The organism is Aquincola tertiaricarbonis, assembly GCF_023573145.1.
In the GTDB taxonomy this organism is placed as follows: domain Bacteria; phylum Pseudomonadota; class Gammaproteobacteria; order Burkholderiales; family Burkholderiaceae_C; genus Aquincola; species Aquincola tertiaricarbonis_B.
This window is the reverse complement of the sequence record NZ_CP097636.1, coordinates 879,295-896,561: the sequence shown is the minus strand read 5'-3', so window position 1 is coordinate 896,561 and position 17,267 is coordinate 879,295. Positions and strand designations below refer to the sequence as shown.

Below are 17,267 nucleotides of genomic sequence, written 5' to 3'. Positions count from 1 at the left end.
GGGATTGTAGGCACCGGCGCTGATAATCGTCCCCGATGCCGACCTTGCTGCAACGCCTGGGGCGCGTGGCGCCCTACTTCCGACCGAGCCGTCCAGGCATCGTGATTGCCATGATGGCCGCGGCCATCAGCGCCGCCACGGAGCCGATGATTCCGGCCCTGCTGAAGCCCTTGCTCGACAAGGGTTTCGCCGGGGCGGCGGCCTTCTCGCTGTGGATGGTGCCGCTGGCCATCGTCGGTCTTTACATCGTGCGCGGCGCCGCTTCGTTCGTGGCCCAGTACGGCTTGTCCTGGGCGGCCAACGGCGCGGTGCTGAACCTGCGTGAAGCCATGTTCGGCCGGCTGCTCGATGCGTCGCCCCAGCTCTTCAGCACCCACACCGCCAGCGGCCTGACCAACACCGTGGTGTATGAGGTGCAGCAGGGCGCCGGCCAGCTGGTGAGCGCGCTGCTGACGCTGGTGCGCGATTCGCTCACCGTGGTGGCCCTGTTCGGCTACCTGCTGTGGCTGAACTGGCACCTGACGCTGTTCGTGGTGGTGATGGCGCCGGCCGTGGCCGGCGTGATGCGCCTGGTCTCGCGCCGGCTGCAGAAGCTGGCGGTGCTGGGCCAGAACGCCACCGACGAGCTGGCCTACGTGGTGGAGGAGAACGTGCTGGCCTGGCGCATCGTGCGGCTGCACGGCGCAGGCCGCGCGCAGATGCCGCGCTTTCGCGAGCAGGGTCGGCGCCTGGGCCGGCTGGTGATGAAGTCGGCCGCGGCCGGTGCCATCGTCTCGCCCATCACCCAGCTGCTGGCGGCGCTGGCGCTGTCGGCGGTGATTGCGCTGGCGCTGTGGCAGGCCCGCAGCGGCGACAGCGCCAGCGTGGGCGACTTCGTCGCCTTCGTCACCGCGATGCTGATGCTCACCTCGCCGATGAAGCACCTGGCCGACGTGGCCGCGCCGCTGACCCGCGGCCTGGCCGCGCTGGAGCGCGGCATCGAGCTGGTGGAAAACGTGGCGCCCGAGACCGGCGGCAGCCACGCCCCCGAAGGCCGCAGCCGCGGCGAGCTGGCGCTGCAGCAGGTGAGCCTGCGCTACCGGGCCGACCAGGCGCCCGCGCTGGACGACGTGAACCTGAAGCTGGCCGCCGGCGAGACCGTGGCGCTGGTCGGCCCCTCGGGCGCCGGCAAGTCGTCGCTGGTGCACCTGCTGCCGCGCTTCGTGGATCCCACCAGCGGCGTGGTCACGCTGGACGGCGTGCCGCTGCAGGACTGGCGCATCGACGTGCTGCGGCGGCAGTTTGCGCTCGTCAGCCAGGACGTGGTGCTGTTCAACGACACCCTGGCCGCCAACGTGGCGCTGGGCGACACGATGGACGAAGCCCGGGTGCAGGCCGCGCTGCGCGATGCCAACCTGCACGACTTCGTCGAACGGCTGCCCCAGGGCATCCAGACCGTGATCGGCCACAACGGCAACCAGCTGTCGGGCGGCCAGCGCCAGCGCGTGGCCATCGCCCGCGCCATCTACAAGAACGCGCCCATCCTGATCCTGGACGAGGCCACCTCGGCACTGGACAGCGAGAGCGAGCGCGCGGTGCAACAGGCGCTGGAGCGGCTGATGGTGGGCCGCACCACGCTGGTCATTGCGCACCGGCTGTCCACCATCGAGCATGCCGACCGCGTGGTGGCCATGGAGCAGGGCCGCGTGGTGGAGAAAGGCACGCATGCCGAGCTGCTGGCGCGCGGTGGCCTGTATGCGCGCCTGCATGCGATGCAGTTCAGGAACGCATGAGCATGACCTCCCTGCGCACCATCGCCGCCACGCGCTACGTGACGCCGCTGCGTGAAGGCGGCTCGCTGCCCGCGCTGGTGGAAGGCTGCGACCAGGGCCTGTACGTGCTCAAGTTCCGCGGTGCCGGCCAGGGCCCGCGGGCCTTGATCGCCGAGCTGGTGGCCGGCGAGCTGGCGCGTGCCGTGGGCCTGCGCGTGCCCGAGATCGTGTTCATGCAGCTGGACCCGGAGATGGCCCGCACCGAGCCCGACCCCGAGATCCAGGACCTGATCCGCGCCAGCGACGGCCTGAACCTGGCGCTGGACTACCTGCCCGGCAGCGTCACCTTCGACCCGCTGGTGCTGCAACCCGATGCCGACGAAGCCTCGGCCATCGTGTGGCACGACGCCTTCACCACCAACATCGACCGCACGCCGCGCAATGCCAACCTGCTGGTGTGGCACGGCCGGCTGTGGCTGATCGACCATGGCGCGGCGCTGTTCTTCCACCACGACTGGCACGACCACCTGGCACGCGCGACCAGCCCGTTCGCGCACGTGAAGGACCATGTGCTGCTGCCCTTTGCCAGCCGCCTGCCCGAGGCCGATGCGCGCCTGGCCGCGATGCTGAACGAAGACCTGATCGCCCACATCGTCTCGCTGATTCCCGACGCCTGGCTGGGCGGCGACGTGCCCTTTGCCAGCGTGGCCGAGCACCGCGACGCCTACCGCCAGTACTTCTGCCGGCGCCTGCAGCAGCCCCGTGCCTTTGCGGCCGAGGCGGTGCGCGCCCATGCCGCCTGGGCGGCGGCCCATCCGAAGCCATGAGCACCCTGACCGACACCGCCGCCGCTGCGCCCCAGGCCGCCAAGCCCGCCCTGACCTGCCACTACGACTACGCCATCGTGCGGGTGGTGCCGCGGGTGGACCGCGGCGAGTTCATCAATGCCGGCGTCATCCTGTCGTGCGCGGCGCGGCGCTTCCTGCAGGCCCGCATCGAGCTGGACGAAGCGCGGCTGCTGGCGCTCGACCCATCGGCCGACCTGCCCGCGCTGCGTGCGGCGCTGGCCGCGATTCCGCGCATCTGCGAAGGCGGCGCCGCGGCCGGTGCACTGGGCCTGCTGCCGCTGCGTGAGCGCTTTCACTGGCTGGTGGCGCCGCGCAGCGCCAGCATCCAGACCTCGCAGGTGCACACCGGCCGCTGCGACGACCTGCCGCAGGCGATCGAGCGGCTCCTGGACCGCATGGTGCGGCCACCGAGGCCGCACTCGCCGCCGCTTACTTGACGATGGCGGGGCCGCTGTTGCCCTGGCCGTACAAGACCCTGCGCTGGGCTTCTTTCTCCTCGGCGCTCAGCTCGCGCGGCGGGTTCACCTGCTGCACCAGCGCATAAGCACGCTGCACCGCCGGCCGTGCCTGCACCGTGTTGAACCAGCGTTGCAGGTTCGGAAAGTCCTCCAGCTTCTGCTCGTGCATCTTGTGCGGCACCACCCAGGGGTAGCAGGCCATGTCGGCGATGCTGTAGTCGCCCGCGATGTACTCGCGCCCTTCCAGCTGCTTGTTCAGCACGCCATACAGACGCGCCGTCTCCTTCACGTAGCGCTCGATCGCGTAAGGGATCTTTTCAGGCGCGGCCATGTGAAAGTGGCCGTTCTGCCCGGCCATCGGGCCCAGGCCACCCATCTGCCAGAACAGCCACTGCAGCACCTCGGTGCGGCCGCGCAGGTCCTGCGGGATGAAGCGGCCGGTCTTGTCGGCCAGGTACAGCAGGATGGCACCCGACTCGAACACCGACAGCGGCCCGCCGCCACCCGCGGGGTCTTGATCGACGATGGCCGGGATGCGGTTGTTGGGCGAGATGCGCAGGAACTCGGGCTGGAACTGCTCGCCCTTGCCGATGTTCACCGGGTGGATGGTGTAAGGCAGGCCGGCTTCTTCCAGGAAGATGCTGACCTTGTGGCCGTTGGGCGTGGTCCAGTAGTGCAGGTCGATCATGAGGTGCTCGCAAGGCAATGGGTGGCGCATGATGCCCCGCCGGCTGACAGGATGCCGGCAGTGGGGTACACCGTGGCACCTCAGCAGTTGCAGGAGATGACCGATGGCCCATGAGCCCCCTCGCCAGACCGCCGCAGACTTCCACCCCGAAGTGCTGCGCCTCTTCGACCGCTACGTGCACGGCCTGCTCGACCGGCGGGGCTTCATCGAGGGCGCGGCACGGTTCTCGGCGGGCGGCGTCAGCGGCGCGGCGCTGCTGGCCGCGCTGAGCCCGCGCTTTGCGCAGGCACAACAGGTGCCGCCGGGCGACGCGCGCATCCGCGGCGAGAAGGTCAAGTTCCCGTCGCCGCGCGGCTACGGCCAGGGCGGCGGCTACCTGGTGCGGCCGGCGGCTGCCAACGGCGCGCTGCCCGCGGTGCTGGTGGTGCATGAAAACCGCGGCCTCAACCCGCACATCGAAGACATCGCCCGCCGGCTGGCGCTGGAGAACTTCGTGGTCTTTGCCCCCGACGCGCTGGATCCGCTGGGCGGCTACCCGGGCGACGAGGACAAGGCCCGCGAGCTGTTCAGCAAGCTGGATCAGTCGAAGACGCAGGAAGACTTCATCGCCGCGGCCAGCTACCTGAAGAACGTGAGCAACACCAACGGCAAGATGGGCGTGGTGGGCTTCTGCTACGGCGGCGGCATCGCCAACTTCCTGGCCACCAAGCTGCCCGACCTGGGCGCCGCCGTGCCCTTCTACGGCATGGCACCGCCGGCCGACCAGGTGCCCAACATCAAGGCCGCGCTGCTGCTGGTGTATGCCGAGAACGACGAGCGCATCAACGCCAGCTGGCCCGGCTACGAAGCCGCCCTCAAGGCCGCCAACGTGCCCTTCCAGGCCGTGAAGTACCCGGGCACGCAGCACGGCTTCAACAACGACACCACGCCGAGGTACGACCAGGCCGCGGCGCAGCAGGCGTGGGCGCGGACGGTGGCTTTGTTCAATGGGGTGTTGAGGGGGTAGCGATCCGGCCCGCGGGCTCAGTGGCTGCGGCGTCGGTCAATGGCCGGGCGGCTCTGGAGCGGCGCCGTTCTCATCGCGCCGAGACTGCACTTCCGACACGTACTTGGCCCGGGCCGACGCATCATTCACCTTGCCATGCGCCAGGCACCACGCAAGAAGCTCGGAGGCGATGATGGGCACACGCTCGGCGGCGATGCCGGCGGCCCGCATGCGCCGGAGGGAGTCCTCCGCCATCGCCACCCAGTCGGCGTAGGTGTCCTCGAAGCGCTCCGCGTCGGTGGCCGAAGCTTTGACCAGTTGCCACTGGTCTTCCGAGTACCACGTGACGCCGACCTGGACCATGGGCGTGCGTGGCTTCGGCCGCAGCCAGGGAGGAAGTTTGTGCTTGGGCATGTCAGTTCAACGGCTTTCCCGCGCTCGATGCGCTCGAGCGGATGCGAAGGGACTTTCCCAGTTCAGCCACGGTATCAAGGTACCAAGATTGAGCTGTTGCGGAAGTTCAATCTAAGCGGAAAGGGGAAGTCATGGCCGAGGTTACATGCGTGGCGCGGCGCTTGTGCCTGCTGGGTCTGGATCCACGGCTGATCGCCGGCCGGCAAAAGCGGGAAGAACGATGCCAACGACGCGGCCGCGAGCTGCGAGGCGGCGGGCCGGCAGGCGCATGCCGCATTTTCAGGTGGCCGGCTCCGTGGCCGAGGGCCGCAGCCGCAGTTCATGATCGAACTCACCCCGGCGCACCTCGACCAGGTCACCCATGGACCCGAGCATCTCGTTGAAGGTCGAAAAGCCATAGCTCGACTCTTCAAAGGTCGGGTCGATGCGCTTGATGAACGGCCGCAGCCGTGCCTTTTGAACCCAGGTCTCGCCGCGGTTCTGCGCCAGGCGCGCGATCGCCTTGCCAACCAGCTCACGCGCGGCCTTGCGCTGGGCGGCGGCCGTCTCGGCCAGGTCGAGCAGCGCGCGCATCTCATCCAGCGGCACAGCCGCTTGCACAGCCACCTCCGGTACGGGCGCTTCGGCGGCGACCACCTGCGCCAACGGGGGGGCCGGCACCTCGGCCACGGCCTCGGTCGCCGTCACCGCGGGCGCCAGCAGCGCCTCGTAGAACTTGAAGTCGTGGCAGCTGCGGGCCCAGTGCTGGTTGGTGCCGCGCCGGCTGCCGATGCCCACCAGCGTGCGCCCGGCCGCCTTCACCTTGTACGACAGCGGCATGTAGTCGCTGTCGCCGCCCACCACGATGATGGTCGTGATGTGGGGGAAGCGCCCCATGTCCTCCATGACATCGAGGCACAGCTTGATGTCAGCCCCGTTCTTGGCATTGGCGCCAGGCGGAAAGACTTGGATCAGCTCGATCGCCGACTGCAGCAGCGACTGCCGGTAGCGGTTGAAGGACACCCAGTTGGCAAAGGCCCGATTGATCGCGATGGGCCCGAGCGACAGCGCGTACTCGACGATGGTCTCGACGTGGATGACCTCTTCCTGCGGCCTGAAGCGGCTGGCCAGGTAAGCGCCCTGGCCATGGGCCTGGTCCATCAGGTTGGCATGCAGGTTCTCGAAGTCCCAGTAGATCGCGACCGACTCTGTGGCAATGGCCATATCGTTCCGTCCGGCGCTCGGCTACAGCAACACGATGTCGTACTGCTCCGGATTCGACGTCGGCTCGGCCGTCAGCGAGATCGGCTTGCCGATGAAGTCCGACAGGCCGGCCAGGTGCTGGCTTTCTTCGTCCAGCAGCATCTCCACCACGGCCGCGCTGGCGACCACGCGAAACTCCTTGGGGTCGAACTGGCGGGCTTCGCGCAGGATCTCGCGCAGGATGTCGTAGCAGATGCTGCGCGGCGTCTTCACCTGGCCGCGGCCGGCGCAGGTGGGGCAAGGCTCGCACAGCATGTGGGCCAGGCTTTCGCGGGTGCGCTTGCGCGTCATCTCCACCAGCCCCAGCTGGGTGAAGCCGCTGACGGTGGTCTTGGTGCGGTCGCGCGCCAGCTGCTTGCGAAACTCGGCCAGCACGGCGGCCTGGTGTTCCTCGCGCGCCATGTCGATGAAGTCGACGATGACGATGCCGCCCAGGTTGCGCAGCCGCAGCTGCCGCGCGATGGCGCCGGCCGCCTCCAGGTTGGTCTTGAAGATGGTGTCGTCGAAGTTGCGCGCACCCACGTAACCGCCGGTGTTCACGTCCACCGTGGTCAGCGCTTCGGTCTGGTCGATGATCAGGTAGCCGCCGCTCTTCAGGTCCACCCGGCGGGCCAGCGCGCGGGCGATCTCGTCGTCGATGTTGAAGAGGTCGAAGATCGGCCGCTCGCCGCGGTACAGCTCCAGCCGCCGCACCGCGGTGGGCGTGTAGGTGGCGCCGAAGGCGGCCAGGTGCTCGTACTGCAGGCGTGAGTCGATGCGCACCGAATGCGTGGTGTCGGTCACCAGGTCGCGCAGCACCCGCTCGGCCAGCGTCAGGTCCTGGTGCAGCAGCGTGCCGGGCGGGCGGGCGTGGCTGCGCTCGCGGATCGAGGCCCAGGTCTTGCGCAGGTAGGCGATGTCGTCGGCCAGCTCTTCGTCGCTGGCATCTTCGGCATTGGTGCGCAGGATGAAGCCGCCGCCACCGCCCTCTTCCGGCTTGCCCACCAGCGCCGCCATGCGCTGGCGCAGCTGCTCGCGCAGCTCATGGCTGCCGATCTTCTGCGAGATGCCGATGTGGTTGTCCTGCGGCAGGTACACCAGCAGCCGCCCGGCGATGCTGACCTGGGTGGACAGCCGCGCGCCCTTGGTGCCGATGGAGTCCTTGATCACCTGCACCGTCAGCGTCTGGCCCTCGAACACCTGGCGCTCGATGGGCACCGGCGCCTGCAGGCCGCCGTGGTCGCTGCGCGGGCCGTTGGTGTGCAGGTCTGCCACGTGCAGGAAGGCGGCGCGTTCCAGGCCGATGTCGATGAACGCGCTTTGCATGCCGGGCAGCACCCGCACCACCTTGCCCAGGTAGATGTTGCCCACCAGGCCGCGCTCCAGCGCGCGTTCGAGGTGCAGCTCCTGCACCGCGCCGTTCTCGACGATGGCGACGCGGGTTTCCTGGGGGGTCCAGTTGATGAGGATGTCTTGCATGACGGTTCTGTTCTTGTGCGGAGCGGCGCCCCCGGGCGGCCCGGCAGCGCTTGTCTCGTGGAGTGAAGCCCGTCTGCGGATAGGGGCCGGCCCATCATACCGGCGCCCTCTGGCCCGCGCCTCAGCGGCGGCGGTGCGGCCTTCGGCGCCAGGCCGCCAGCGCCAGCGCCCCGACGCCCATCAGCGCCGCCGTGGCCGGCTCCGGCACCGCCGTCACCGACACGGCGTCCAGGGTGTAGTAGCCCGGGTCGTTGCTGAAGCTGAACACCAGCGAAGTGCTGGACGCCGCCGCCGTGCCCGTGAAGCTGAGGAGCTGGGTGCCGGCGGACGGGCTGCCTGCGCTGTACAGCGTCTGGCCGCCGAAGCTCACCGAGAAGGTGGCCGGCACGCTGCCGTCGGAGGTGAAGGCGAAGCTCACCGCGTAGGTCTGGCCGGCGGTGGTGGCCAGGTCCTGGCTCAGGGTGTCGGTGCTGCCGAAGGTGCCCAGGAAGGCCTGACATGTACCGGCGGCCGCGGTGCCGCTGACGCAGTCGACGCCGCTGTAGGGGCTGTCCAGCACGGTGCCCGACCAGCCGGCCAGCGATCCGTCCTCGAAGCCGCCGTTGTTCACCAGGTCGCTGGCCGCGGTGGCAGGCAGGGCCAGCGCCAGGGCGGCCGCTGCGCTCATGGCCGCCAGCGGCCGGGTGGAGATATGGAGATGCATGGGTCTACCTTCTGTTCGTGTTCAGGCCGTGGCGGCTCAAGGCGCGCAGACGATCTGGGTGCCGCTGCCGGTGCAGCTGGCCTGCTTGAAGAACGGCGTGTACTGGAAGTTGCCCAGGCTGCTGGTGCTCACGTCCGAAGGCGCCGCCGGGGTGTAGGGCGCGAAGTTGGCCGCATCGCTGGTGCTGCCGGTGACGATGTAGCGGGCCACGGTGGGGTACGGGTACACCGGGCGCGAGACACCGGTGGACGCGTTGTTGGCCACCAGGCCGGCCGGCGCCTGGCCGGTTTCCACCCACGACATCAGCGGCGTCAGCACGTCGAAGGTGTTGGGGCCCAGGCCGCTGCCGCAATGGCCCATGCCGGGGAACAGGTAGAAGCGGGCGAAGCGCTCGGGCGTTTTCGTCAGCTTGCTCATCGTGTCCCAGTAGTGGATGGTGCCCTGGGGCGAGATGTGCTGGTCGGCCCAGCCATGCCACAGGATGAGCTTGCCACCCGCGTTGGCAAAGGGCCGCAGGTCGGGGTTGGTGGCGGCGTACAGCGGCGCCGACTTCAGCGTGGCCAGGAAGCCCTGCGCCGTCCACACCAGGTCGTTCAGCGTGCGCGGCGTGCTGGCGCCAGCGTCCTTGTACGGCTGGTTCAGGAAGGCCTTGTACAGCCAGCTGTTGACGAAGTTCTCCCCCTGCGCAGCGCGCCCCTGCGCTGCCGGCACGAACAGCGTCCAGTCCAGCTCCGAGCCCCATTCCGTGGAGATGGCCGGCTCCAGCCGCTGGCCATCGACCGTGCGGGCCCCGTCGTGGATGCGGGCCACCACGTCGGCCTGGGCCTGGCTCAGGCAGCCGGTCTCGTTGCCGTTGTTGGCGCACACCAGGGTGTTGGTGTTGAACTTGCACTGGCGCGGGTCGTCCAGGATGCCGTCGGCCACGCCGTCCAGCGCGTCGCAGGCCGCCACCACCTTGCTGTGCACGTAAGGCAGGTGGCTTTGCAGCAGCAGGTAGCTGTCGCGTGCCGGCAGCGGAATGGTGCCCGGCGTGCTCTGGTTGGTGAGCACGCGGTGGGCATGGTGGTAGGTGTTCTGCACCACCATGTTGTTCGCTGGCGCGCCAGCGGCGATGCCGTGGAAGTCGTTCGGGTAGCGCTGGGCCGACATCAAGGCCTCGCGGCCGCCGTCCGAGCAGCCGTCGAAGTACGAAAAGGCCGGGCCGCGGCCGTAGAACAGGCCGATGACCGCCTTGGCGACCTGCGCCGTCACATGCACGCCGCGGTAGGCGAAATCGACGCCGGCCCACGGGTTGTCGACGATCCAGGTCGCGCCCTGGGCACTGGTGTGGCCCATGTTGGTGGTGGCCGTGACCAGCTCGCCGTTGATCACTGGCAGGCAGCCGGTGGACTGGGTGGGGTTGCCCAGGTTGTCGTTGCCGCACTCGCCGCCGCAGCCGTTCTGCACATAGCGCTGCGTCCAGCCCGTCATCGGCAGGCGCATCACGATGGACGTGGCGCCCGGACCGATGACGCCGCGCACCGAGCAGTAGGCCGCCGGGTTGGTGGACGAAGCCGGCACCAGCGAGACGGCGGTGAAGCTCACCTGACCGTTGTCGTCGGCCACGCCATTGAGGTTCAGCGCCTGGAAGGCGGCCAGCGAGCAATCCATCAGCGCGGGCACGGCGGGCAGCGCGGCCAGCGTGCCGGTTTGTGGCGTGGTGGCGGCGGCCTGGGCCAGCGGCGTGAGGGCCGTGCTCAGGGCCAGCAGCACGGCCAGGCCGGCGGCAGCGGATCGATGATGGGGGTTCGGGGTCATGGGTCTCCTCTGTTTCCTGTGTCCATGGGGACGCAGAAATCCTAGGGACGACCCCCCGCCTGCAGAAGATCGCAGGAAGCGGTGCGCGATAACGCGCTGTTATCGGTGTTTGTCCGAAGCGGGCTGCTAGAACACCACCCGCGCACGCCGCAGCAGCGTGGCGGTTTCATGCAGCGGCAGGCCCATGATGCCGGAGTAGCTGCCTTCGATGTGGGCGATGAACACCGCCGCCGGGCCCTGGATGCCATAGGCGCCGGCCTTGCCGAAGGGCTCGCCGCTGTCGATGTAGCGGCGGATGTCCTGCGCCGACAGCTCGGCGAAGCGCACGCGCGAGACGTTCATCTCCAGCAGCGTGCTGCGGCCGCTGCTCACCGCCACCGCGGTGAGCACACGGTGGCTGCGGCCCGACAAGGCGGCCAGCATCTCGGCCGCTTGCTCGGCATCGGCCGGTTTGCCCAGGATGCGGCGGCCGATGGCCACCGTGGTGTCGCTGGTGAGGATGGGCGCCTCGGGCAGGCCGCGCCTGGCCAGGCGCTTGCGCGCCGCATCCAGCTTCAGGCGGGTGACGCGGCGCACGTAGTCGGCCGGCAGTTCGCCGCTGCGCTCTTCTTCCAGCCGCTCGGCGTTTTCCATGCGGTCGGGCAGCAGCAGCTCGTGCCTGACGCCGATCTGCTCAAGCAGCTGGCGCCGCCGCGGGCTTTGCGACGCCAGGTAGATGAAGCCGTGCATCGAGGCTGGGGGCATGCGCTATTCCCGGTGGTAAGGATGGCCGGCGGTGACCGACCAGGCGCGGTACAGCGCCTCGGCCAGCAGCACCCGCACGAAGGCGTGCGGCAGCGTCAGGTCCGACAGCCGCAGCGTCTCGTCGCCGGTGGCCTTGAGCGTGGGGTCCAGGCCGTCGGGCCCGCCGATGAGGAAGGCCACGTCGCGGCCGTCCCCCAGCCAGAAGCGCAAGCGCTCGGCCAGCTGCACCGTGGTGAGCCGGGCGCCGCGCTCGTCCAGCACCACGCGGCGGGCGCCCTTGGGCACCGCGGCTTCCAGGCGCTGGGCCTCGGCGGCCATCATGGCCGCGGCGGGTTTGCCGGCGGTGCGCGGCTCCGCCTTCAGCGGCTTCAGCTCCAGCTTCAGCTCGGGCGGAAAGCGCTTGGCGAAATCGGCGTAAGCCTCCTCGGCCCAGGCCGGCTGGCGCTGGCCGATGGCGGCGATGACCAGCCGCACCGCAGCCGTCAGCCGCGCGGGCTGGCCGTCTTCCTGGCGGCGGCTTTCTTGGCCGGTGCCTTGGCAGCGACCTTCCTGGCGGGCGCCTTGGCGGCCACCTGCTTGGCTGGTGCCTTGGCAGCCACATTCTTGGCTGGTGCCTTCTTGGCAGCCACCTTCTTCGCGGCCACCTTCTTGGCGGCCGGTGCATTGACCACCACCTTCTGCACACGCTCAGGCGCGGCGGGTGCGGCCGCCTTCTTCGCCGGTGCCTTCTTGGCGGCCGCCTTCTTCGCAGCCGGGCGGCTGGCGGGGTCGGCTTCCTGCTTGGCGAACGCGGCCTTGGCGGCGGCCTTCTTGGCAGGCACCTTCTTGGCAGGCACCTTCTTGGCAGCGGCCTTCTTGGCCGGCGCCTTCTTGGCAGCCGCCTTGGGGGCGGGCGCCTCGTCGGCCTCGTCCTCGTCGTCCGGTTCGCTGGCCTGCGGCAGGCCCTTGCGCTTGCTTTCGACCTTCACGCGCACGGCCTTGCCGCCCCAGATTTCTTCCAGGTGGTAGTACTCGCGGATGCCGGGCTGCATGATGTGGGCGACGGCGGCGCCGCAGTCCACGATGATCCATTCGCCGTTGTCTTCGCCTTCGGTGCGCAGCACCTGCATGCCGCTGGCCTTGACGGCATCGCGCACACTGGCAGCCAGCGCCTTGGTCTGGCGGTTGCTCGTGCCCGAGGCGACGATCACACGTTCGAACAGCGGCGACAGGTGCTCCGTGTTGAAGACCACGATGTTCTGGGCCTTCACGTCTTCCAGGCCATCGACGATGGCGCGCTGCAGTTTGCGGATGTCCATTCAGTTATTTTCGGTACAGAGCGTTTTGGGCAATATAGCTGGCGACCTGGGGCGGCACCAGCATATCGATCGGCAATCCCTGTGCCAATCGGGATCGGATATCAGTGGCGGCCAGTTCACTGGGCGGCATGGGCACCACTTCCAGCGCATGCGGCACGGCCTGCAGCGCCGGCGGCGCCACCGGCGGCACGCCGGCACGGTTGGCCACCGCCAGCGTCACGCGCTGCAGCAACTCCTGCCAGCCGTGCCAGGTGGCGAACTTTTCGTACTGGTCCTGGCCGATGACCAGGAACCATTGGTGCGTGCCCGGCTCGGCCGCCTGCAGCCAGCGCACGGTGTCGATGGTGTAGCTGGGGCCGCTGCGGTGCAGTTCCAGCTCGTCGATGCGCCACTGCGGCTGGCCGGCCAGCGCCAGCTTGAGCATGGCCACACGGTGCGCGGCATCGGCCGGCCGGCTGGTCTTGTGCCACGGATGCCCGGTGGGCACCCAGCGCAGTTCGTCCAGCTGCAGGTGCTGCGTGGCGGCCGTCGCCAGCGCCAGGTGCGTGTTGTGCACCGGGTCGAAGCTGCCGCCGAAGATGCCGATGCGGCTCAAGCTTCGGGTCTCAAGCGGCGGGCCCGGCCGCGGGCAGCGCTTCAGCGGCCCAGTCGCGCGGGCGCAGGAAGTCGGTGTACAGGCGCGCCTCGGGCGTGCCCGGCGCGGGCTGCCAGTCGTAGCGCCAGGTGGCGTGCGGCGGCATCGACATCAGGATGCTTTCGGTGCGGCCGCCCGACTGCAGGCCGAAGTGCGTGCCGCGGTCCCACACCAGGTTGAACTCGACGTAGCGGCCGCGGCGGTACAGCTGGAACTCGCGCTCACGCTCCCCCCAGGCCAGGCCACGGCGGCGCTGCACGATGGGCAGGTAAGCCTTCAAAAAGGCATCGCCCACCGCGCGTGTCATCGCAAAGCCGGGCTCGAAGCCGCCTTCGGCGAAGTCGTCGTAGAAGATGCCGCCCACGCCGCGCGGCTCCTGCCGGTGCTTGAGGAAGAAGTACTCGTCGCACCAGGCTTTGAAGCGCGGGTACAAACCTTCGCCGAACGGTGCCAGCGCCTGCGCGCAGCTGCGGTGGAAGTGCACCGCGTCTTCCTCGAAGCCGTAGTAGGGCGTCAGGTCCATGCCGCCGCCGAACCAGGTGACAGGCGGCTTGCCCTCAGGCAGCGCGGCCAGCATGCGCACGTTCATGTGCACCGTGGGCACATAGGGGTTGCGCGGGTGCATCACCAACGATACGCCCATGGCCTCGAATGGCGCGCCGGCCAGTTCGGGCCGGTGCTGGGTGGCCGAAGGCGGCAGCTGCGGGCCGCGCACATGGCTGAAGTTGCAGCCACCGCGCTCCAGCAGGCCGCCGTCTTCCACCAGCCGCGAGCGGCCGTCGCCCTGCAGCTTTTCTTCGGGCTCACGCACCCAGGCGTCGGTGAAAAAAGGCTTGCCGTCTTCAGCCTGCAGCGCATCGACGATGCTGTCCTGCAGGCCCAGCAGGTAGGCCCGTACCGCCTCGAAGCTCATCGCTTGATGGCCCGATGCCCGATGTCGTTGCGGTACTGCGCGCCAGCGAACTGGATCGGCCGCAGGTACTCGTAGGCCCGCTGCTGCGCGGTCTTGGCCGATTCGCCCAGCACGGTGACGCACAGCACCCGGCCGCCGGAGACGGCGATGCTGCCATCGGCCTGCTGCGTGGTGCCGGCATGGAAGACGATGGCGTCGTGGGTGGCGGCCGGCAGGCCGGTGATGACGTCGCCCTTGCGCGGGTTGGCCGGGTAGCCCTCGGCCGCCATCACCACGCCCAGCGCGAAGCGGCGGTCCCAGTCCAGCGACACCTTGTCCAGCGTGCCGTCGGTGGCATGCATCAGCACGTCCACCAGGTCGCTCTTCAGGCGCATCAGGATGACTTCGGCCTCGGGGTCGCCCAGGCGGGCGTTGAACTCCACCGTGCGCGGGTTGCCCTGCGCATCGATCATCAGGCCCACGTACAGGAAGCCGGTGAACGGCATGTGGTCCTTGGTCATGCCGGCGATGGTGGGGTGCACGATCTCGTGCATCACCTTCGCATGCACGTTGGGCGTGACCACCGGCGCGGGCGAGTACGCGCCCATGCCGCCGGTGTTGGGGCCGGTGTCGCCGTCGCCAATGCGCTTGTGGTCCTGGCTGGTGGCCAGCGGCAGCACGTTCTTGCCGTCGCACAGCACGATGAAGCTGGCTTCTTCACCCTGCATGAACTCTTCGATCACCACACGGGCACCGTCGGCGTTGTGCTGCACGCCCAGCTTGTTGTCCAGCAGCATGAAGTCGATGGCCTCATGCGCTTCCTGCAGCGTCATGGCCACCACCACGCCCTTGCCGGCGGCCAGGCCGTCGGCCTTGATGACGATGGGCGCGCCCTGCGCGTCCACATAGGCGTGGGCCTGGGCGGCGTCGCTGAAGGTTTCGTAAGCGGCGGTGGGAATCTGATGCCGCTTCATGAAGGCCTTGGCGAAGGCCTTGGAGCTTTCCAGCTGCGCGGCGGCCTGCGTGGGGCCGAAGATGCGCAGCCCGCGGGCGCGGAACACGTCCACCACGCCGGCGGCCAGCGGCGCCTCGGGGCCCACCACGGTGAGCGCGATCTTCTCGGCCACCACGAAGTCGGCCAGCGCGGCCGGGTCGGTGATGGCGATGTTGTGCAACTGCGGGGCCAGCGCGGTGCCGCCGTTGCCCGGTGCGACGTAGACCTTGCTGGCCCGGGGCGACTGCGCCAGCTTCCAGGCCAGCGCATGCTCGCGGCCGCCGCCGCCGATGACAAGAATCTTCATGAGGCTTGGTCGTCAAGGACCGCGTTGTGGAACACGTCCTGCACGTCGTCCAGGTCTTCGATGACGTCGAGCAGTTTCTGCATGCGCTGGGCGTCTTCGCCGGCCAGCTCGATGGTGTTTTCGGCGCGCATCGTCACCTCGGCGATCTCGGCCTTCAGGCCGGCGGCTTCCAGCGCGTTCTTCACGGCTTCGAACTCGGCCGGGGGCGTCAGCACCTCGATCGAGCCGTCGTCGCCGGTGACCACATCGTCGGCGCCGGACTCCAGCGCCACTTCCATCACCTTGTCTTCGTCGGTGCCGGGTGCGAACACCAGCTGGCCGCAGTGCTTGAACTGGAAGGCCACCGAACCTTCGGTGCCCAGGTTGCCGCCGTACTTGCTGAAGGCGTGCCGCACCTCGGCCACCGTGCGCACCCGGTTGTCGGTCATGCAGTCGACGATGATGGCCGCGCCGCCGATGCCGTAGCCCTCATAGCGGATTTCCTCGTAGTTGACGCCTTCGAGGTTGCCGGTGGCCTTGTCGATGTTGCGCTTGACGGTGTCGGCCGGCATGTTGGCGGCCTTGGCCTTGTCGACGGCCAGCCGCAGCCGCGGGTTGGCGGCGGGGTCGCCGCCGCCCTGGCGCGCGGCCACCATGATCTCGCGGATCACCCGGGTCCAGACCTTGCCGCGCTTTTCGTCCTGGCGGCCCTTGCGGTGCTGGATGTTGGCCCATTTGGAATGTCCGGCCATGAATCTCTTTCTCGTCGCGGCGCCCAGGCCGAAAAACCTCGGAAGGCGCAGGTGGTTTGGATATGCTCGCGCCGGATTTTAGCGGTGCCCCCTGCCCCACCTGCAGTCGTACCGTGGGGCGAGGGCGCCGGCCCGGCACGGGCGCCAGCATGCGCGGCCCGGCCGCGAACCGCAGAAGATGAACGACCGTCTGAACGCCACCCTGGACTTCATCCGCAGCAGCGGGCCGCTGTGCGCCTACGAGAGCCGGCACCAGAGCTCCTCATTCGAGCGCGACCAGCAGAGCGCGATCAACAAGCACTACGCGCGGATGATCGAGGACAAGATCCTCACCCTCGGCCTGTCGCGCAAGGATCTGGACAGCGCGCTGTCGCTGAGCGAATCCTTCAAGAACAGCGACGAGCGCCAGGAGCAGCGGAAGGTGATGCGGGCGACGATGCTGGCCGAATTCACCGTGCGCGGCCGCCCGCTGAGCGAAGCGCCGGAGCTGCGCAAGCGCTACCTGGCGATGAAGGACACCGAGGCGTTGCGGCGCGCCTTCCGCTCGATGTTCCCCAGCATCCTGTCGGTGCAGGGCCGCACCGCCTGGATGCCCACCAACTTCACCAACCCGAACACGCTGCCGCCCTTCCACGCGTTCGACAAGCTCAAGCCGCCGGTGCTGATCACCCGAGACGGCCGCAAGGCGCAGTACCGCTTCAGCATCACCTCGCTGCCCAACGACGAGCGCGCGGTGCCCACGCTGGAAGACTTCGACAAGACGATCTACAAGTGGAGCGCGGTGTCCACTTCGGTCATCGCCCACGACAACGCCGTGATCTACGGCAACTGCGGGCTCATCCTGCAGTGCCACCCGATGGGCATCCTGACGGCCAGCGGCGGTGACCAGAACTTCGAGAACCACACCGGCACCCAGACCAACACCCGGGCCGCGCCGCACACCGGCAACAAGCCGCTGGACGACGGGCGGCTGAACGAGGAGGTGCTGCGCAAGTTCTACGAGACCAACCACCTGTTCGACAGCCAGCCGATGCGCCTGATGTCGCCCGAGCAGGTGTTGGCGCACACCAACCTGGAAGAGGCCAAGAAAAAGAAGATCACCGGCTGGAACGAGGTGGTGCAGGCCGGGCCGATGCTCAAGGTCAAGGGCTTGTTCCTGCGCATCCAGCCCGACGGTTCCCCGCTGACCAAGCGCAATGGCGACCTGGCCCTGCCCGAAGGCGTCTACAAGGCGCTGCGGGCCTGCTCCAGGCGACTGGGCCTGCCCATCGTCGGCCTGGTGGACAGCCGCGACGCGGGCTGAAAACGGCGCCCACCGCGGCT

Annotated in this window: 18 protein-coding genes; 5 read left to right on the top strand and 13 right to left on the bottom strand. The window is 69.0% G+C overall.

Features of this window, described 5'->3' with window-relative positions; all coding sequences use genetic code 11:
* Positions 1–35 precede the first annotated feature (35 nt).
* Genes msbA through MW290_RS18285 form a run of 3 tightly spaced genes read left to right on the top strand, consistent with a single transcriptional unit; the run spans position 36 to position 3,036 of the window.
* Positions 36–1,772: a lipid A export permease/ATP-binding protein MsbA gene (gene msbA, locus MW290_RS18295; RefSeq protein WP_250199133.1), complete on the top strand. Its 1,737-nt coding sequence runs from the start codon at positions 36–38 to the stop codon at positions 1,770–1,772.
* Positions 1,769–2,578, top strand: coding sequence for a HipA family kinase (locus MW290_RS18290; protein WP_375142921.1), 810 nt, complete (start codon positions 1,769–1,771; stop codon positions 2,576–2,578). The genes msbA and MW290_RS18290 overlap by 4 nt, the downstream gene beginning before the upstream one ends.
* Positions 2,575–3,036, top strand: a complete 462-nt coding sequence (locus MW290_RS18285; protein WP_250199132.1) for a DUF3037 domain-containing protein — start codon at positions 2,575–2,577, stop codon at positions 3,034–3,036. Before MW290_RS18290 ends, MW290_RS18285 begins: the two co-directional genes overlap by 4 nt.
* Here the strand turns inward: MW290_RS18285 and MW290_RS18280 are convergent.
* Entirely contained in the window at positions 3,029–3,745 is a 717-nt protein-coding gene (locus tag MW290_RS18280; protein WP_250199131.1) for a glutathione S-transferase N-terminal domain-containing protein, read from the bottom strand. The genes MW290_RS18285 and MW290_RS18280 overlap by 8 nt on opposite strands.
* A gap of 103 nt (positions 3,746–3,848) precedes the next feature.
* On the opposite strand from MW290_RS18280, the gene MW290_RS18275 reads away from it, so the two are divergent.
* A complete protein-coding gene (locus MW290_RS18275; RefSeq protein ID WP_250199130.1) occupies positions 3,849–4,751 on the top strand; it encodes a dienelactone hydrolase family protein in 903 nt (300 codons plus the stop codon).
* 36 nt (positions 4,752–4,787) lie between these two features.
* Here the strand turns inward: MW290_RS18275 and MW290_RS18270 are convergent, their stop codons facing one another.
* The 12 genes from MW290_RS18270 to MW290_RS18215 all read right to left on the bottom strand — a co-directional run bounded on the left by MW290_RS18270 (position 4,788) and on the right by MW290_RS18215 (position 15,944).
* Entirely contained in the window at positions 4,788–5,144 is a 357-nt protein-coding gene (locus tag MW290_RS18270) for a hypothetical protein (protein ID WP_250199129.1), read from the bottom strand.
* Between the two features lie 279 nt (positions 5,145–5,423).
* Positions 5,424–6,347: an NYN domain-containing protein gene (locus tag MW290_RS18265; RefSeq protein WP_250199128.1), complete on the bottom strand. Its 924-nt coding sequence runs from the start codon at positions 6,345–6,347 to the stop codon at positions 5,424–5,426.
* 21 nt (positions 6,348–6,368) lie between these two features.
* Positions 6,369–7,844: a ribonuclease G gene (gene rng / locus MW290_RS18260; RefSeq protein ID WP_250199127.1), complete on the bottom strand. Its 1,476-nt coding sequence runs from the start codon at positions 7,842–7,844 to the stop codon at positions 6,369–6,371.
* Between the two features lie 121 nt (positions 7,845–7,965).
* Positions 7,966–8,547 carry a PEP-CTERM sorting domain-containing protein gene (locus MW290_RS18255; RefSeq protein WP_250199126.1) on the bottom strand — a complete coding sequence of 194 codons (582 nt, stop codon included), beginning with the start codon at positions 8,545–8,547 and terminating at the stop codon, positions 7,966–7,968.
* Positions 8,548–8,583: 36 nt separating this feature from the next.
* Positions 8,584–10,344 (bottom strand): tannase/feruloyl esterase family alpha/beta hydrolase, encoded by a 1,761-nt coding sequence (locus MW290_RS18250; RefSeq protein WP_250199125.1) that lies wholly within the window; start codon positions 10,342–10,344, stop codon positions 8,584–8,586.
* 126 nt (positions 10,345–10,470) lie between these two features.
* Positions 10,471–11,073 (bottom strand): Maf family protein, encoded by a 603-nt coding sequence (locus tag MW290_RS18245; protein WP_250200050.1) that lies wholly within the window; start codon positions 11,071–11,073, stop codon positions 10,471–10,473.
* An 18-nt stretch (positions 11,074–11,091) separates the two neighbouring features.
* On the bottom strand, positions 11,092–11,562 hold the full coding sequence (gene rlmH / locus MW290_RS18240) for a 23S rRNA (pseudouridine(1915)-N(3))-methyltransferase RlmH (protein ID WP_250199124.1): 471 nt from the start codon (positions 11,560–11,562) through the stop codon (positions 11,092–11,094).
* A gap of 8 nt (positions 11,563–11,570) precedes the next feature.
* A complete protein-coding gene (gene rsfS / locus MW290_RS18235; RefSeq protein WP_250199123.1) occupies positions 11,571–12,386 on the bottom strand; it encodes a ribosome silencing factor in 816 nt (271 codons plus the stop codon).
* Positions 12,387–12,390: 4 nt separating this feature from the next.
* On the bottom strand, positions 12,391–12,981 hold the full coding sequence (gene nadD / locus MW290_RS18230; RefSeq protein ID WP_250199122.1) for a nicotinate (nicotinamide) nucleotide adenylyltransferase: 591 nt from the start codon (positions 12,979–12,981) through the stop codon (positions 12,391–12,393).
* 10 nt (positions 12,982–12,991) lie between these two features.
* Positions 12,992–13,933 carry an oxygen-dependent coproporphyrinogen oxidase gene (gene hemF, locus MW290_RS18225; RefSeq protein ID WP_250199121.1) on the bottom strand — a complete coding sequence of 314 codons (942 nt, stop codon included), beginning with the start codon at positions 13,931–13,933 and terminating at the stop codon, positions 12,992–12,994.
* Positions 13,930–15,213: a phosphoribosylamine--glycine ligase gene (gene purD / locus MW290_RS18220; RefSeq protein WP_250199120.1), complete on the bottom strand. Its 1,284-nt coding sequence runs from the start codon at positions 15,211–15,213 to the stop codon at positions 13,930–13,932. Before purD ends, hemF begins: the two co-directional genes overlap by 4 nt.
* Positions 15,210–15,944, bottom strand: coding sequence for a YebC/PmpR family DNA-binding transcriptional regulator (locus MW290_RS18215; RefSeq protein WP_250199119.1), 735 nt, complete (start codon positions 15,942–15,944; stop codon positions 15,210–15,212). The genes purD and MW290_RS18215 overlap by 4 nt, the downstream gene beginning before the upstream one ends.
* Before the next feature lie 178 nt (positions 15,945–16,122).
* Here MW290_RS18215 and MW290_RS18210 point away from each other — a divergent pair, with 178 nt between their 5' ends.
* A complete protein-coding gene (locus MW290_RS18210; RefSeq protein ID WP_250199118.1) occupies positions 16,123–17,247 on the top strand; it encodes a hypothetical protein in 1,125 nt (374 codons plus the stop codon).
* The last annotated feature ends 20 nt before the right edge of the window (positions 17,248–17,267 follow it).

Excerpts from the sequence above, each read along its gene's own strand:
- msbA (WP_250199133.1), top strand. The coding sequence starts at position 36 with ATGCCGACCTTGCTGCAACGCCTGGGGCGCGTGGCGCCCTACTTCCGA.
- MW290_RS18290 (WP_375142921.1), top strand. The coding sequence starts at position 1,769 with ATGAGCATGACCTCCCTGCGCACCATCGCCGCCACGCGCTACGTGACG.
- MW290_RS18285 (WP_250199132.1), top strand. The coding sequence starts at position 2,575 with ATGAGCACCCTGACCGACACCGCCGCCGCTGCGCCCCAGGCCGCCAAG.
- MW290_RS18280 (WP_250199131.1), bottom strand. The coding sequence starts at position 3,745 with ATGATCGACCTGCACTACTGGACCACGCCCAACGGCCACAAGGTCAGC.
- MW290_RS18275 (WP_250199130.1), top strand. The coding sequence starts at position 3,849 with ATGGCCCATGAGCCCCCTCGCCAGACCGCCGCAGACTTCCACCCCGAA.
- MW290_RS18270 (WP_250199129.1), bottom strand. The coding sequence starts at position 5,144 with ATGCCCAAGCACAAACTTCCTCCCTGGCTGCGGCCGAAGCCACGCACG.
- MW290_RS18265 (WP_250199128.1), bottom strand. The coding sequence starts at position 6,347 with ATGGCCATTGCCACAGAGTCGGTCGCGATCTACTGGGACTTCGAGAAC.
- rng (WP_250199127.1), bottom strand. The coding sequence starts at position 7,844 with ATGCAAGACATCCTCATCAACTGGACCCCCCAGGAAACCCGCGTCGCC.
- MW290_RS18255 (WP_250199126.1), bottom strand. The coding sequence starts at position 8,547 with ATGCATCTCCATATCTCCACCCGGCCGCTGGCGGCCATGAGCGCAGCG.
- MW290_RS18250 (WP_250199125.1), bottom strand. The coding sequence starts at position 10,344 with ATGACCCCGAACCCCCATCATCGATCCGCTGCCGCCGGCCTGGCCGTG.
- MW290_RS18245 (WP_250200050.1), bottom strand. The coding sequence starts at position 11,073 with ATGCACGGCTTCATCTACCTGGCGTCGCAAAGCCCGCGGCGGCGCCAG.
- rsfS (WP_250199123.1), bottom strand. The coding sequence starts at position 12,386 with ATGGACATCCGCAAACTGCAGCGCGCCATCGTCGATGGCCTGGAAGAC.
- hemF (WP_250199121.1), bottom strand. The coding sequence starts at position 13,933 with ATGAGCTTCGAGGCGGTACGGGCCTACCTGCTGGGCCTGCAGGACAGC.
- purD (WP_250199120.1), bottom strand. The coding sequence starts at position 15,213 with ATGAAGATTCTTGTCATCGGCGGCGGCGGCCGCGAGCATGCGCTGGCC.
- MW290_RS18215 (WP_250199119.1), bottom strand. The coding sequence starts at position 15,944 with ATGGCCGGACATTCCAAATGGGCCAACATCCAGCACCGCAAGGGCCGC.
- MW290_RS18210 (WP_250199118.1), top strand. The coding sequence starts at position 16,123 with ATGAACGACCGTCTGAACGCCACCCTGGACTTCATCCGCAGCAGCGGG.